Source organism: Solibacillus sp. FSL K6-1554 (genome assembly GCF_038005185.1).
Lineage (GTDB): Bacteria > Bacillota > Bacilli > Bacillales_A > Planococcaceae > Solibacillus > Solibacillus silvestris.
This window is the reverse complement of the sequence record NZ_JBBOSS010000001.1, coordinates 3,344,892-3,360,350: the sequence shown is the minus strand read 5'-3', so window position 1 is coordinate 3,360,350 and position 15,459 is coordinate 3,344,892. Positions and strand designations below refer to the sequence as shown.

Below are 15,459 nucleotides of genomic sequence, written 5' to 3'. Positions count from 1 at the left end.
AGCTTGTCCTTGTGCAAGCACCTACTAAATTTATCAATAGAGGAGTTTTTTATTATGCCATTCATTACTCAAGTATATGCTCGTGAAGTATTAGATTCTCGCGGTAACCCAACAGTAGAAGTAGAAGTATTCACAGAATCAGGCGCATTCGGCCGTGCTATCGTGCCATCTGGTGCTTCAACTGGTGAATATGAAGCAGTGGAATTACGCGATGGAGACAAAGGCCGTTACTTAGGTAAAGGTGTTGAAAAAGCGGTAGAAAACGTCAACACAATTATCGCGGAAGAACTTGAAGGTCAATATTCTGTATTGGACCAAGTTGTGATCGACCAAGCGTTAATCGAACTTGATGGAACAGAAAACAAAGGTAAATTAGGTGCAAACGCAATTTTAGGTGTGTCAATGGCAGTAGCGCACGCAGCAGCTGACTACTTAGACATTCCTTTATACCAATACTTAGGTGGCTTCAATTCGAAGCAATTACCAGTACCAATGATGAACATCTTAAACGGTGGTGCACACGCGGACAACAACGTGGACATTCAAGAATTCATGGTAATGCCAGTAGGTGCTAAATCATTCAAAGAAGCATTACGTATGGGTACAGAAATCTTCCATAACTTAAAAACAGTATTGAAAGAAAAAGGCCACAACACAGCTGTAGGTGACGAAGGCGGATTCGCTCCAAACTTAGGTTCAAACGAAGAAGCAATCACGGTGATCATCGAAGCAGTTGAAAAAGCCGGCTACAAAATGGGCGAAGAAATCCGCTTAGCAATGGACGTTGCCTCTTCTGAGCTTTACAATAAAGAAACAGGCAAATACGTTTTAGCTGGTGAAGGCGTAGAAAAAACTTCTGAAGAAATGGTTGCTTGGTATGAAGAATTAACTTCTAAATACCCAATCATCTCAATCGAAGACGGTTTAGATGAAAACGACTGGGCTGGCCACAAGCTATTAACAGAGCGTATTGGTGACCGCGTACAATTAGTTGGTGACGATCTATTCGTAACAAACACTACGAAATTATCTCGCGGGATTGAAGAAGGCGTTGGCAACTCAATCTTAATCAAAGTAAACCAAATCGGTACATTAACAGAAACATTTGAAGCAATTGAAATGGCGAAACGCGCTGGCTACACAGCAGTAATCTCTCACCGTTCAGGCGAATCAGAAGACAACACAATCGCTGACATCGCTGTTGCAACAAATGCAGGCCAAATCAAAACAGGTGCACCATCTCGTACGGACCGCGTTGCGAAGTACAACCAATTACTACGCATCGAAGACCAATTAGGCGCAACTAGCCGTTTTGAAGGGCTAAAATCTTTCTACAATATTAAATAATTGTTTCATGAACGAGCACTCGCTTTTTGGCGGGTGCTTTTTTGTGTGGTGGGGGTTGTTGATTTTATTAGAAGTTTAAGGCGGGTTATTAGAAGATTTTTAGTTGGTATTAGAAGAAATGGCTGGGATATTAGAAGTTCTGTGAATTGGAGGGGGAGGGAAGCTGAATTTGCCGGTGTGGGAAGTTAAAATTCGCGGAGAAGAAGCCGAGCTTTGATTTTATTAGAACAATTGAGTGGTTTATTGGAAAATATGATGGGATATTAGAACATGTAGAAGCTTTATTAGAACTTTCGGAGGGCTTATTAGCACATTGGGCACCTATATTAGAAGATCGGCAATATATTAGAACAAATAAATTTATATTAGAACATTTTCGGATATATTAGAAGATCCGGGGGCAACACATTCCTTGGAGTTATTGAAAATTTGTGAACGTTGGCATCAGGTTATTATATAAGCGGGAGAATTTGTGATATGTTTAAGCTATTCAAATTTGACCGGTATCAATTAGACCAGTTGTTATAGAAGGTGGGAGAACGATATGTCTAATCAAACGAAGGAAAAGATTTTGGAAACAGCTACGCGGTTGTTTTACTTTCAAGGTTTCCATGGGACCGGCTTGAATCAGATTATAAGCGAATCGGGATCGCCAAAGGGGTCGCTTTATCACTATTTTCCTGAGGGGAAAGAGCAACTTGCGGAAGAAGCGATCGTGCTGTCAAAACGGCGGATTGGCGCGGTTATTCAGCATTATATGAATGAGTTCGTGGATGTAGGAGCAGCGCTGAATGCCCATATTTTGGCGATGGCCGACTTATTTGATGTGGAAAATGGACTAGAGGAGCATTCCTATACGATGATGCCATTCGGGCTGCTTGCGGCGGAATCGGCCTTTATGAATGAGCGTTTGCGGAAAGTTTGTGGCGATACGTATAAGTACTGGGAATCAATCTACTATACAAAATTGATTGCCAACGGGTTTAGTGATGAAGCGGCGGTTACACTTAGTAAAGCGGTAAGTGCGATGATTGAAGGGGCCGTTACACTGTCACTGTCCCAGCGATCGAATGAACCGTTATTAAATATAAGCAAAGTCATCCCTGCGTTGCTTGCACAATATAAGTAAAGGCTTGTCCGGAATAGGATTTCTGGACAGGCCTTTTTGTTGTTGTCGCAAATAAAAGTTGTTCACAATTAGCCTGATTTTCGATATAAGTGTGTGGAAAACTCTTGCAAATTTATTGTTTTTCATAGCAATGGAGTTGAAATTGCTTGCAAATGTTGATGTAGCAACGTTCTTGTTGTTTCTATCTATAATTTATTGAAAAAAGTGCAATCGTTTTCATAAAAATATGTTAAAAAATGTCTACGAAAGATAGGCCCAGTTAAGGTTAAAAATGGATAATGGGTGTTCACAATTATAACGACCGGTCTAATATTTTTTTCTTGAGCGATTGAATTTCCATGAAAAAATTTGATATATTTTAAAGCGTGCTGTTTGAAAAATCGTTCTATAACAGCAAAAAGTATGATACGCAGCAATTATCATCTTTCATAAATGAGTCTTATAAAATTGGAGGAAGAAAAAAATGGCAGCACCTTTATTCAATGTGAAAAGCCCAAAAGGTATGGCAGCTGTTCTGATGATCAGTACATTCGTTGGTTTATTTGGTGAAACGGCATTAAACATGGCGTTAACAAATATTATGGATGACTTCGGTGTATCAGCAGCATCAGCGGCATGGTTAACAACGGGTTACTTATTAGTATTAGCCGTATTAGTTCCATTATCATCTTATTTAGTACGCTGGTTTACAACACGTCAGTTAGTAGTGGCAGCCGTTGTATTCGCAGTAATCGGTTCGTTATTAGGCGCATTAGCACCGAACTTTGCGGTATTATTGGCAGGTCGTTTCGTACAAGCACTTGCAACAGGGATTATTCTACCGTTAATGTTTAGTGTTGTAATGCTGATTTTCCCGGTGCAAAAGCGCGGTGCCGTTATGGGAATCGTCGGGATTATTTTAACGGCAGGTCCGGCATTAGGCCCGTCAATCGCAGGTTTGATCGTATCTTCATTAAGCTGGAGATATATTTTCTGGATTATGGTCGTTGTGTATGCCGTTGTAATCGTTTTAGCACTTTCTAAAGTGGACAATGTATCCAACGTAACACGTCCAAAAATTGATTTATTATCATTAATTGCTTCTACATTCGGTTTCGGTGGTGTTGTATTCGCGTTAGCAACGTTAGCGGAGCAATCGATTACAAAACCAATCGTTTGGGTGCCACTTGTCGTTGGTTTCGTTTTATTAGTAGTCTTCGGCATTCGCCAAACAAAAATGGATGAGCCAATGATCGACTTATCGGTATTTAAATCACCAATGTTCTCTTTAGGTGTCGCATTGATGGTTGCGACAATGTTCATGATTCTTTCGGTGGCGATCTTAGTGCCGATGTTCCTGAAAACAGTATTAGGTTTCGCAGCTTTAACTGCAGGTTTATGTATGTTGCCAGGTAACATCTTAAATATCATCATGTCACCGATCGTTGGGACAAACTTCGATAAAGTCGGAGCGAAAATCTTCACACGGATCGGCTTTACACTGATTTTAGTGTCAATGATCGTGTTCTTAACGACGATTTCGGCAACAACAGCAACTTGGATCATTATCGTTAACTTATGTGTATTCTTTGTCGGGGTATCGATGACAATCATGCCGGCACAAACAAATGCGATGAACTCGTTGGCACCACATAAATTTGCTGACGGTTCAGCGGCATTGAACACCCTAACGCAAATCGCGGGTGCTTCAGGTACTGCGGTTGCCATTACAATGTTCACAATCGGTCAGCAAAACTACATCGAAAAATTCAGCAACGCCTTACCGGCAGAATTTTTAGCACACGGTGTACACTCAGCATTCATCGTCGTGACCGTCGTTGCAGTATTAGGTCTGGTTGGTTCATTCTTCGTGAAGAACAGCAAGCCGGTTGGGAATTAAGTTAATAGCTATGAATTAACTGCTCAAATTTATAGTGAATCGTTTATAGGACAGCATCGGGAATTGCCGGTGCTGTTTTTTTGTTTGGGCGGAGCTGGAGGGCGCTGATAGTAGAAGTTTCGTGACGTGCCTGCATTTTATTAGAACAATGTAGCCGGTTATTAGAAGAAAGCCGGGGGATATTAGAACAAGTGGTCTTCTGTCAATATTTCGGACACGCGTTAAGAGACTTTTTTGCTACCGCCCTTCGGTTGCTCTGTTTTTCATCCCTCCATGCCCAGACCTGAGCATGGAGGGATGAAAACCCTGTAAGAGAACTTTATGAGGCATTTTGACAAACTGACTCCTGTTGATTTCTCTCAAATTGGTTTGGTGATAAATAACCGATTGTTGAATGACGTCGTCGTTCATTGTAAAAGTTTACGATATATGACTCCACGCTCTTTCGTGCTTCTTTTTTGGATTCGAAACGGTGACGATAGATCCATTCTTTTTTGATTGTGGCGTGGAAGGATTCAATACACGCATTGTCATAGGGATCTCCTTTACGACTCATGCTAATTTTAATCCCATGTTCTTTTAAAGTTCTTGTATAGCTTGTGGCACAATATTGTGCGCCTCGATCTGAATGATGAACTAATCCCTTCTCGGGTTTTCGAACTGCTAATGCATGCTTCAAGGCTTGATCTACTAATGTTTCTTCCATATGATCTGCGATGGCCCAGCCGACGATTTTACGAGAATATAAATCCATGATGGACGCAAGATACACCCACCCCTCCAGTGTTCGAATATAAGTTATATCTGCGACCCATACTTTATTTTTCTCTTTTACTTGAAATTGACGTTTGACTAGATTCGGATAAATAAATTGATGGTGATTGGAATCCGTTGTTCGTTGAACAGTTTTCGGGATTACGGCACTTAACCCAAGGTTTCGCATCATATTCGCAATTTTCTTTTGCGAACAGACATAACCTAAACTCGCTAAGTCTTGCGCAATGCGAGGGCTACCGTATGTACCAAAACTCCTCGCATACGATCGATGAATCTGATAGGCAATTTCTGTATCACGTACTTCTTTTTCCGATAAGGGCTGTATCTGTTTTTTACGCCAATCATAATAACCGCTTTTTGAAACCATCAATACTTTACACATCATCGCAATGCCAAAGTCGTTTTTATGCTTTTCAATGAATGCATAAATCACTCGGGGTTTTTCGCGAAGATGTGCATAGCCTTTTTTAGAATTTCATTCTCTTCTTCCAAATCACGTAACTTCTTATCAAACGCTGCCTGCAACTTATCTACTTCGCTAGAAGTAAAGTATCGTGTGACATCCTGATTTTTCGATTCACGATAATCTTTAATCCATTTATGGATCGTTGAAGACCCAATTTCAAACTTAAATGCCAGATCTGAAACTTTTGCGCCATCTTCTAAAACAGACTTTAAAATGTATTCTTTTGTTTGTGCGTCTAATCGCTTACGAGTTTGTTTTTCTTTCATCGGTTCCACGTCCTTTTTTAGATATCTTAATCTTAAAGTGTCTCTTAAGACGTGTCCATTTTTTATACTAACCTCACAAGTGGGATGGATATTAGAATTCCTTGAATTTGAGGTGTAGAGTGGGTGAATTGTCGGTGGCAATAGGCGGGGAGAAAGGCAGATTTGATTTTATTAGAACAATCGAGTGGTTTATTTGAAAATAGTGGCAGGATATTAGAAGATGCAGATACTTTATTTGAACATCTAGAACACTTATTAGAACAAACCGCACTTATATTAGAAAATCAGCCATTTATTAGAACAAATAAATTTATATTAGAACTTATTCGGATATATTAGAAAATTACACAAGCCCCCCACATCCACGCAACGAATGTGGGGGCTGCCTCTCGTAACTCATCGTTCAATATCCGAAAATACATGGATCGCTTTTCTCAAAATCTCATTCTCTTCTTCCAGCGCACGTATTTTCTTTTCATATGCTGCTTTTATCTTTTCTGCTTCACTCTCGGAAACCAAGCCTGTTAGTGACTGCCGGTGTTCCTTCACCCACCGATGAATCGTGGAAGGGCCTACATCATATAGACCGGCAATATCAGCCACTTTTGCGCCATCTTCTGTAACAGATTTAATAATGACCTCTTTTGTTTGTGCATCTACACGTTTACGATTTTGTTTTTCATTCATATGTGTCACATCCTTTTATAAGTATTTACTCAAACTTTTCCGGAATCAAATAATACGCTCCTTTATTCACCCCGTGCTTTTCCAGGCCGGCTTTCGCCAACAGTTTCGAAGCAATATGGAGACACGAAATATTAAAAAACTCCCGGAACTCTTTATTCGTTATGCGGGGGCCGACTAAAATACGATATTGCAGAAAAGTTTCGTACAACGCTTCTTTACTTTTCCCTCCGCACACCGGACAAATAAAATAGCCTTGCCGATAATGCATTTCATTGACATAATCGCATGCCTTACAGAGAACGCCATTGCGTAACCGGTGTCTTTCAATCGTACGGCGAGGGGGAAGCTGTTCGTAAAGCTGTTCTAAATGGTTTTGCAGAAAAGTAATATTCGCACGGGGATTCGGGTGCTGTCTATAAAGTTTTTCGATGAATCTCGGGATGCCGCTCATATGCATAATCGGGAAATTGGTGAGCGAATGGTCAAGTGTGGCGCGGTGATTGGCGAGTACGACGATGTGGTGAACGGGGATGGAAATTTGCCACGCTTTAAATTGATGCTCCAAAAAAAGCTGGTGACGATATGCTTGGTCAAACGGGTTGGGGAAGTTTTCGCTGACATTCTCCTGAACACGGGAAAATTCATGGAGGGCCGGTTTGTAGAAAAGGGTACCGGAGATTTGTTTTACTTCCATTACGACGACAAAATGCGGCGTAATGAGCAAAGCGTCCATTTGATGGGTAAAACCTTTTGAATTAATGCACTCGAAATTATAAAAAATATGGGAAGCGGATTTAAAATGATAGTCCGAGAGCAGCCGTTTCAGCTTTTGTTCTCCTGATAAGCCGGCTTCCAATCGGTAAAATTCCTGCTCGATTGCCGGTGCATCCAAATCATCCATTTTCATGCGATTCAACAATGTTTTGACAAATAAATAATGCCTTGATTGCTGCACGATTTTCACCTCCTCATTTTACTATAGCGAATGTAAATCGAGAAGAAAATACAATGCCTAAAAATATCTTTTTGCGAAGAAAATTACTAAAAATGTTTTTCTTTTATAAATCGGGGAATCATAAAGCATACACCAAAGGAGGCTATTACAATATGAAACTTAAAAAGACACCTACTCTAATGATGACGTTGTTACTATCATTATCACTTGCAGCTTGTAATGATGAAGATGATACGAACATCGACAACAATGTTGACGACGGTACGGATGACGGTCTAATGGAAGACAACAATGACGATACAAATGTCGAGTTAGACGTTGACGGTGACGACAACAACGACAACACTGATGACAACTTAGATGACAATACAGACGACAACACTGATGGCACTGTTGACGACAATACAGACGACAACAAAGATGACAACAGCAACGACTAATAAATAAAAAAGCATGGTGCTCGCATTCAATTGCGGGTGCCATGCTTTTTTCAATTCCTCAGATTTCCCCGAAGGCTAACCACGGGAAGAAGCCGTCCATGAATTTCTCCGTTGCCGGCATGAAGTACGACCCGAAATGGAAGTCCGGGTCAAGTGTCGTTACAATCCACGTACCTTTTGAGCTGACTTTATCGACATACAGTAATGAACCGCCGTCCTTCATATCGATCAGTGACTGCATGCCTTCCTGTAAGTGGAATACGCCGTGCTGATGCCATGTGCAGCCAGCTTCATCCAAGAAACCGTCACGGAATAACGGGTAATCCGGTGCAACCATACGTAAACCGCTGTCCGCATCTTTTTCAAGCCACCACCAGAAGTTCGTCGGGCGCGTTTCCCAGTTTTGCCCTGGAATCCATTGCCATGGCTGAGGTCCGAATGCTACGACAACACCGCCGTTATCCGCATAGCGTCGGATTGCAGGTGCTGCTCCCAGCAATAATTTGTTGTGCAATTGAGAAGGCACGATCAGTACGTCCATACCTTCCAAATCTTCTTCGACAAAGCGTGGTAAATAGATGATTTTCTCGAAGTACTGTTTGAATTTCGGCGTATTGAATGTCACGTAATGAGGTGCGTGACCACTATATAAAACGGCTATTTTTCTCATGCTTTAGATCCTTCTTTCAAACGTAATAATTCTTGATCGAGCCAAGCTAAAAACTGCGGTGCGATCAGCTGCGTCGAGTTTACACCTGTTGCGTACGTCAGGAAATCACGGCAAGATGCTGCGACAACCGTTCCTTTTGTTGCCGTGCGGTCGATGAAGACGATTGGTGTGCCGTCCGTATATTGCAGCACGATTTCCGATTCCTTGTTGACAACAGGATGAGAGCCGCGCGCATAGAAGCCGGAAACGCCTTTACGGTATGTAAGCTCCATCATTTCAACCCCGTCATAAAATGTACCTGCCGCTGCAGGTTCCATTACATAATCCGCATGTGACTTAATTTCCTTTGGCGTAAACAGACCGGCACCTGGCAGCCAAGGACGGAAAATATGTGTGTTGGCAATAATAATTTTTCCTTCATTCAAGAAGTTTTCAATCACTTGTTTGTGCTCATAAAGATGTTCCTGATCGATGAAGTCCGTTACGACCATCACATTGAACTCGGAAAGGTCGGCAGTCGAAATTTCATACTGGTCGATGAATGTTACATGGTCCATTGGTTCATTGGAAACGTTCATAGCACGCCCCTCTAGGCTGAATGCATGTCCGCCGTCCAGTTTTACAATTTTATATTCAGACATAAAAATCTCCTTTAATCCTGTAAATTTAATTAATTGATACAAATTCTCATTTGAGAACTGAATCTTCATTGACATTGAAAATCATTATCAATTATACTCAATCTTGTTACGAAATCAAATAATATTTTATTAAAATAATAATTTCGTGAAAACGGATGATGTCTAAGGAGAGAAAACAATGGCAGGACGTAAGGCAATTTTGACAACGCTGGCACTCGCTTCAATGGCGCTAGCAGCATGTTCAGATAAAGAGGCAACAACTTCAACTTCAGGCGGAGAAGTACAAACGACTGCAGAAGAAAAAATCGTCATCGATCAGGCAGGTACAGAAGTAACGATTCCCGCTGAAGTGAACTCGATCGTATCGGGCGGAATTTTACCGTACTTCCATACATGGTATGTCGCAACAAATTCAGCAAAAGAAATCGTGGGAATGCACCCGAACTCTTACAATGCTGCGGAAAACTCGATTTTATCGAAAATGGCACCGGACATTTTGAACGCGGATACGTCATTCGTCCAAAATGGGGAAATGAACGTCGAGGAATTAATGAAAATCAACCCGGATGTGTTCTTTGAAATTGCAACGGATGAAAAATCAATTGAGCAGGCACGTAATGCGGGGATCAATACAGTTGCGATTAAAGCAATCGACGCAGCGGCAGCAGAGCCCCTTGCGACATTCAACAGCTGGCTAAAGCTGACGGGTGAAATTGCGAGCACAACTGAGCGTGCGGACAAATTCATTGAAATCGGTACAACTGTGCAAAACGAAATTTACGAAAAAATCGATGGCTTAACGAAAGAACAAAAGCCGAATGCATTAATGATGTATCAGTTATCCGAGCAGGCGATTACGGTAGGCGGCAAAAACTTCTTCGGCAATCAATGGCTGAACGCAACGGGAGCAAATGACGTTGCGGAAAACGATGTGACAGGACGCAAAGATGTGAACATGGAGCAGATCTACAATTGGAATCCGGAAATCATCTACTTAACGAACTTTACGGAAATCCAGCCGGAAGATTTATATAACAACACGATTCCAGGTCAGGACTGGAGTGAAGTGGAAGCGGTGAAAAATAAGCAAGTGTACAAAATTCCACTGGGGATTTATCGCTGGTTCCCGCCAAGTGGCGATGCACCGCTAATGCTGAAATGGCTGGCAAGCAACAACCAGCCTGAGCTATTCGACTATGATATGAATGCTGAAATTAAAAATTACTATAAAGATTTTTACGGATATGACGTAACGGACGAAGAAGTAGAACAGATTCTACACCCATCTTCTGACGCTGCGAAGTATTAGAATGAGGGACGCTCATGAAAAAGTGGAAAAGTATTTTACTGTGGGGATTGCCGCTTGTACTTGCGATTGCTTCGCTTGGCATCGGCAGGTTTGAAGTCGATTTTGTAACAGTGGTCAAAATCCTCGGTTCGCATATTTTCCCGATAGATGAAACGTGGACACAAATGGAATATAACGTAGTCATGACCGTTCGGCTGCCGCGTATTATCCTAGCACTATTGATCGGTGCGGGGCTTTCCATTTCAGGTGCTGCATTCCAGGGGATGTTCGCCAATCCATTAGTAAGCGCGGATATTTTAGGAGTCGCTGCGGGTGCCGGTTTTGGTGCTTCTATCGGAATTTTACTGTTTGGCAATGGTTATGTGACACAAGGTTTTGCGCTGGTCTTTGGTTTAGCGGCCATCGCATTTACATATATGATCGGCGGGGCTGGACGCAATATGCCGATCTTTATGCTTGTACTGGCAGGGGTTGTGACAAGTGCATTGTTTAATGCGCTGATCTCGTTAACGAAATTTGTGGCCGACCCGGAAGAAAAACTACCTGCGATTACGTATTGGCTAATGGGAAGTTTGGGAACGGCTTCTTACCGTGATTTATGGACAGCAGGACCAATTATTCTAGTCGGAATGCTCATTTTGCTGGCACTGCGCTGGCGTATCAATTTACTAACATTGCCGGATGATGAGGCGAAGTCTTTAGGAATTAATGTTGTGCGCATGAAGTGGCTTGTCATTGCAGGGGCGACGCTTTGTACAGCGGCGGCCGTTGCCGTTGCGGGGATTGTCGGCTGGGTCGGCTTAATTATCCCGCATATCGCAAGGATGTTTGTCGGCAGCAACAATGAACGCGTACTGCCGATGTCGATTGCACTGGGCGGCGCGTATTTACTTATTATCGATACATTGGCCCGTTCGGTAACAGCAGCGGAAATCCCGTTGTCGATCTTGACGGCAATTGTCGGGGCACCGTTCTTTGCATATCTTTTACGTCGTACAGGAGGTAGCTGGTCATGAAAATAGAAGTACGAGAAGGCAACTTCTGCTATGCGAAAAAGAAGGAAGTAAAGCCGTTCATCTATGAATCGAACATTAGCTTTACACTGGAACCAGGCCAGATTATGGCAATTCTCGGTCCAAACGGCGCAGGAAAAACGACGCTGTTAAAATGCATTACCGGCTTGCAGGACTGGCGTGTCGGGGAAACATTGATCGATGATGTACCGCTTGCAAAAGTTTCGCAAAACGAGCTTTGGAAGAAAATCGGCTATGTTCCGCAGGCGCATAAAATGGTATTCGGCTTTTCGATTGAAGACTTGGTGGTGATGGGACGTGCGCCGTATATCGGTTCATTGTCAAAGCCGCGCAAGGAAGACTATGAAAAGGCGCATGAAGCATTAAATGAAGTAGGCATTGTGCACTTGGCGAAAAAGTCGTGCAATGAAGTGAGCGGCGGGGAACTGCAGCTGGCGCTAATCGCAAGAACGCTTGTATCGAATCCGGAAATTTTAATACTGGATGAACCGGAATCGCATTTGGATGTGCAAAAGCAGGTTGTCATTTTGGAAACATTAAAACGCCTGGCGAAAGAGCATAGGATTTCATGTATTATCAACACCCACTATCCGAATCATGCGTTCTATTTGGCGGATCAAGTATTGATGATTGCGAAGGAGAAAAAGGCGGTCATCGGTGCGGTTCATGAAGTGATGACCGAATCGCGGATGAAGGAATACTTCAATATTGACCTGCGCAAATTGATCTTTGAAGAAGAGGATCTTCTATTTGAAACGATGGTACCACTTGCATTGGCGGCAAAACGAGATATAAGCGAATGCCGCTTTAACAGTTTTGAATAAGAATGGGGAATGTTGGATAAAATATGATGTTCATTTCCAAGAAATATTGTAATGGCTCCCTCATTTTGATATACTAATTTGTATTGTGACGTCCATACTTAGGAGGTGGAGCAAATGCATACGTTATTTACAGTATTACTTATTATCGTAGCGATAGCCTTAATCGTAGTTGTATTATTACAATCAGGTAAAAGCGCTGGTTTATCAGGTGCCATCTCTGGTGGAGCTGAGCAACTATTCGGTAAGCAGAAAGCTCGCGGAATGGATCTAGTCCTTCACCGCACAACAATCGTTCTTTCTGTTGCATTCTTCGTATTGGCTTTGGCCATTACGAAATTCTAAAACTTCTTTCAGCAGGTGTTCATACACCAGCTAAAAGAAGTATGGCCTCTGGCAGATGTCATGGATTCGGTAATGGAATTCTTTGTGCTGGCACAAAGCCGAATCTAGACGCAATTACGCCGAGGCGTAATTGATTAGAGTAAAATTAAACGCCTAACCAAGCATAGTGCGAGGTTAGGCTTTTTCTTTTGGACCAACAGTTTATCAGTTTTTTTACATAGTGGAATTCTAGAGTATTTGAAATTTCAGTAATTAATAAGAAATGCTAGATTAATGAAATAGGTCAAAAATTTAAACTACAACATTTTGTTTAAATTGAACCAATCCTGTTTCGTTTGCAAAGAGCGCAACTTGCGTACGATCACCAAGCTCCAATTTTGATAATACCTGACTTACATGTTTTTTTACCGTATTTTCCGAAATATAAAGACTGTGAGCTATTTGTTTATTAGAATAGCCCATCCCTAGTTTTTGCATTACTTCTTTTTCCTTAGTCGTGAGGAGCGCAAGACGGCTATCATCTACTGAAGACTCCTTTTGTGTTTGTATGAGCTTATCTATTAAGTCGGGATCATAATATTTACGTCCCTTTTGAATAATTTGAATGGCATAAATGAGTTCTTCAGGGTGTGAATTAAGTGAGATATATCCCACCACATCCATTGCCATTGCACGTTGGAACGAATCATAATCTTTTGAAAAGGTTAGAATCGCGAATTTGCAGGTGCAACCTAATTTCCTTGCTTCATTAATCAATTTTAATCCACATTCATCTCCTACTTGAAAATTAATAATAGCCAAATCCGGCGTTTCTTTTTGAAGCATTTCAAGAGCTTCTTGTGTATTGCTGGCTTCGCTGATAAATTTCATTTTATCATCCGACGATAAAATGGAAACTAATCCTCTGCGGATGATTGCTTGATCATCTACTAATAAAATTTTCATCAATAAATTGCCTCCTCACTCGAATAAAAAGAGTGCTCTTAACAAATGACTTTCAAATGTTGTGAGGCCGGTTGCACCACTGACTCCATACATCCAAGGTGCCCAATTAAAGGATGTACTTCATAGTCTCCCATTGTAAATGTTTTTCAGTAATTAAGTAGTGTGTCTATTAGAAGGATAATCAGATGGTGGAATTCTCAGATTTTTTTCTGTGGAATTTACTACGGATAAAATATTTGAAATTAATTTCAAAGTGACCCTGAATCCAAATGCAAAATGTAAAAAACTATCTTTAATTATATTTTGAATTGAAGGTTGTTTTTGTCAAACTATATTTGTACATAAGCACTTTCTTTGGAATCTTATTGTTTATTTCGTCGTTTCATATCTGTTTTTGTTGTAAATAACTGTAAAAAGTTATGGTGGGGAGCAAGTCATATGGACTATGTGTCAAATTACAAGAAGCAAAAAATATAAGTAACAGGATGCCAAGTTATGAATGAGAGTGACAGATTCAAAGCAATATTTTTACATATGACCATAAAGAATCGTTGTTATTTCAATGGTTATAGTAGTTACATAACCACTTGGTAGTATATGGAGTAACACGAAAGTATACCATGGGATAAGTTCAAAAGTAGAATGACAAATGGCCAAATATCACCCGTTCGAGGGGAGAGGAAATTTTTGGTTATGTCTATACTGAAGTTAGTTCCACTTTCATAGTCGAAAAGTGAAGTACAAAGGGGGAAGACATTCATTTAGTTGCAATACTATGAATTTGGTGCAATTTATCAATCTGTAAGAAAACTCGTACCCAACGTCGAGAAAGATGACTTTCTTATACGATCCAGGGAAGAGGCAAAAAAAAACTAAAAACTAATTGGAGGAATTTAAAATGAGTATCAAAAAGAAACTAGCAATGGGTATCGCAACTGGAGCACTAGCTGTAAGCATGATCGGCGGGGGAACTTATGCATATTTCAATGATGTGGATGTAAATAACAGTGTTTTTGCTGCAGGTACGTTGGATATTAATGTAAAAGGTAATAACGCAGACAATGCGATTATTAATGTAACGAATATTAAACCTGGTGATACAATGACGCGTGAATTTAATCTTAATAACACGGGAAGCCTAGATGTAGCGAAGGTATTATTAACTTCTAAATATAATGTCACTGATACAAATAATAATAACGCCGGTGCAGATTTAGGCGAGCATATTAAAGTGCAGTTTTTGGTGAATAACGACAAAAAGACTGAAGTGATTCATGAAACGACTTTAAAAGCGTTGTCTAGTACAGACGTAGTAGATAGAGATGTATTAGGCTGGTTATTTGGTGGAGAAAATGACGGCCTAAAAGCAGGTACTAGTGACAAACTTACTGTCAAATTCGAATTTGTCGACAATACAAAAGATCAAAATGTTTTCCAAGGCGATTCTTTACAGCTTGAATGGACATTCGATGCAAAACAAACAGCTGGAACAGCAAAATAATAATATTAGTATTCAGGGAGGAGAGCCCTTCTCCTCCCTTGTTTTATGTAACAATCCGTCGGAAATTTTCCTTATATATATTTCTCAACGTATAAATTAAATAGTTTTTGTGTTTTGAGGAATATATTTAAGGAAATTCCAATCTTAGAAATCAGAAAGGCGGTATCGGATTGAACCCTAGACCTAGAGGCAGATATAAGAAAAAAAAGCGTAATCTTATCCTCTATTTAAAAGTTACACTTATTTG

General features: G+C 40.9%; 17 protein-coding genes and 1 riboswitch. Of the genes, 10 read left to right on the top strand and 7 right to left on the bottom strand.

The window, feature by feature from the left end; all coding sequences use genetic code 11:
• Window positions 1-54 precede the first annotated feature (54 nt).
• The 3 genes from eno (at window position 55) to MHB58_RS16710 (ending at window position 4,355) form a co-directional block, all read left to right on the top strand.
• The gene (gene eno / locus MHB58_RS16720) at window positions 55-1,347 is read left to right on the top strand and encodes a phosphopyruvate hydratase (protein ID WP_008406351.1); all 1,293 of its coding nucleotides are present in this window, start codon (window positions 55-57) and stop codon (window positions 1,345-1,347) included.
• A gap of 544 nt (window positions 1,348-1,891) precedes the next feature.
• The gene (locus tag MHB58_RS16715; RefSeq protein WP_014822799.1) at window positions 1,892-2,476 is read left to right on the top strand and encodes a TetR/AcrR family transcriptional regulator; all 585 of its coding nucleotides are present in this window, start codon (window positions 1,892-1,894) and stop codon (window positions 2,474-2,476) included.
• Between the two features lie 463 nt (window positions 2,477-2,939).
• Entirely contained in the window at window positions 2,940-4,355 is a 1,416-nt protein-coding gene (locus MHB58_RS16710) for a DHA2 family efflux MFS transporter permease subunit (RefSeq protein WP_340735684.1), read from the top strand.
• Window positions 4,356-4,674: 319 nt separating this feature from the next.
• Here MHB58_RS16710 and MHB58_RS16705 read toward each other — a convergent pair whose 3' ends face one another.
• Together MHB58_RS16705 and MHB58_RS16700 are read right to left on the bottom strand one after the other, a co-directional pair.
• Entirely contained in the window at window positions 4,675-5,565 is an 891-nt protein-coding gene (locus MHB58_RS16705) for an IS3 family transposase (RefSeq protein WP_081483418.1), read from the bottom strand.
• Window positions 5,562-5,864 (bottom strand): transposase, encoded by a 303-nt coding sequence (locus MHB58_RS16700; protein WP_014822792.1) that lies wholly within the window; start codon window positions 5,862-5,864, stop codon window positions 5,562-5,564. Before MHB58_RS16700 ends, MHB58_RS16705 begins: the two co-directional genes overlap by 4 nt.
• Window positions 5,865-6,026: 162 nt before the next feature.
• On the opposite strand from MHB58_RS16700, the gene MHB58_RS16695 reads away from it, so the two are divergent.
• On the top strand, window positions 6,027-6,203 hold the full coding sequence (locus MHB58_RS16695) for a phosphomannomutase (protein ID WP_340735683.1): 177 nt from the start codon (window positions 6,027-6,029) through the stop codon (window positions 6,201-6,203).
• A gap of 57 nt (window positions 6,204-6,260) precedes the next feature.
• Here MHB58_RS16695 and MHB58_RS16690 read toward each other — a convergent pair whose 3' ends face one another.
• Window positions 6,261-6,551, bottom strand: a complete 291-nt coding sequence (locus MHB58_RS16690) for a transposase (protein WP_340735682.1) — start codon at window positions 6,549-6,551, stop codon at window positions 6,261-6,263.
• 25 nt (window positions 6,552-6,576) lie between these two features.
• Window positions 6,577-7,506: a nuclease-related domain-containing protein gene (locus MHB58_RS16685; RefSeq protein ID WP_340735681.1), complete on the bottom strand. Its 930-nt coding sequence runs from the start codon at window positions 7,504-7,506 to the stop codon at window positions 6,577-6,579.
• Window positions 7,507-7,688: 182 nt separating this feature from the next.
• Here MHB58_RS16685 and MHB58_RS16680 point away from each other — a divergent pair, with 182 nt between their 5' ends.
• The gene (locus MHB58_RS16680; RefSeq protein ID WP_156732632.1) at window positions 7,689-7,946 is read left to right on the top strand and encodes a hypothetical protein; all 258 of its coding nucleotides are present in this window, start codon (window positions 7,689-7,691) and stop codon (window positions 7,944-7,946) included.
• A 58-nt stretch (window positions 7,947-8,004) separates the two neighbouring features.
• Here MHB58_RS16680 and MHB58_RS16675 read toward each other — a convergent pair whose 3' ends face one another.
• Together MHB58_RS16675 and MHB58_RS16670 are read right to left on the bottom strand one after the other, a co-directional pair.
• A complete protein-coding gene (locus tag MHB58_RS16675; RefSeq protein ID WP_340735680.1) occupies window positions 8,005-8,616 on the bottom strand; it encodes a hypothetical protein in 612 nt (203 codons plus the stop codon).
• Window positions 8,613-9,257, bottom strand: coding sequence for a phosphate starvation-inducible protein PhoH (locus MHB58_RS16670; protein ID WP_340735679.1), 645 nt, complete (start codon window positions 9,255-9,257; stop codon window positions 8,613-8,615). The genes MHB58_RS16675 and MHB58_RS16670 overlap by 4 nt, the downstream gene beginning before the upstream one ends.
• Before the next feature lie 178 nt (window positions 9,258-9,435).
• Here MHB58_RS16670 and MHB58_RS16665 point away from each other — a divergent pair, with 178 nt between their 5' ends.
• The 4 genes from MHB58_RS16665 (at window position 9,436) to secG (ending at window position 12,766) form a co-directional block, all read left to right on the top strand.
• Window positions 9,436-10,566, top strand: a complete 1,131-nt coding sequence (locus MHB58_RS16665; RefSeq protein ID WP_340735678.1) for an ABC transporter substrate-binding protein — start codon at window positions 9,436-9,438, stop codon at window positions 10,564-10,566.
• A 14-nt stretch (window positions 10,567-10,580) separates the two neighbouring features.
• Window positions 10,581-11,582 (top strand): FecCD family ABC transporter permease, encoded by a 1,002-nt coding sequence (locus MHB58_RS16660; RefSeq protein WP_340735677.1) that lies wholly within the window; start codon window positions 10,581-10,583, stop codon window positions 11,580-11,582.
• Window positions 11,579-12,424 carry an ABC transporter ATP-binding protein gene (locus MHB58_RS16655; protein ID WP_340735676.1) on the top strand — a complete coding sequence of 282 codons (846 nt, stop codon included), beginning with the start codon at window positions 11,579-11,581 and terminating at the stop codon, window positions 12,422-12,424. Before MHB58_RS16660 ends, MHB58_RS16655 begins: the two co-directional genes overlap by 4 nt.
• A gap of 114 nt (window positions 12,425-12,538) precedes the next feature.
• Entirely contained in the window at window positions 12,539-12,766 is a 228-nt protein-coding gene (secG, locus tag MHB58_RS16650; protein WP_008408959.1) for a preprotein translocase subunit SecG, read from the top strand.
• Window positions 12,767-13,057: 291 nt separating this feature from the next.
• Here the strand turns inward: secG and MHB58_RS16645 are convergent, their stop codons facing one another.
• Window positions 13,058-13,711, bottom strand: a complete 654-nt coding sequence (locus MHB58_RS16645) for a response regulator transcription factor (protein WP_340735675.1) — start codon at window positions 13,709-13,711, stop codon at window positions 13,058-13,060.
• A gap of 56 nt (window positions 13,712-13,767) precedes the next feature.
• A riboswitch (cyclic di-GMP riboswitch) is annotated at window positions 13,768-13,851 on the bottom strand.
• A gap of 758 nt (window positions 13,852-14,609) precedes the next feature.
• On the opposite strand from MHB58_RS16645, the gene MHB58_RS16640 reads away from it, so the two are divergent.
• Window positions 14,610-15,212 carry a CalY family protein gene (locus MHB58_RS16640; RefSeq protein WP_340735674.1) on the top strand — a complete coding sequence of 201 codons (603 nt, stop codon included), beginning with the start codon at window positions 14,610-14,612 and terminating at the stop codon, window positions 15,210-15,212.
• Window positions 15,213-15,459: the final 247 nt, after the last annotated feature.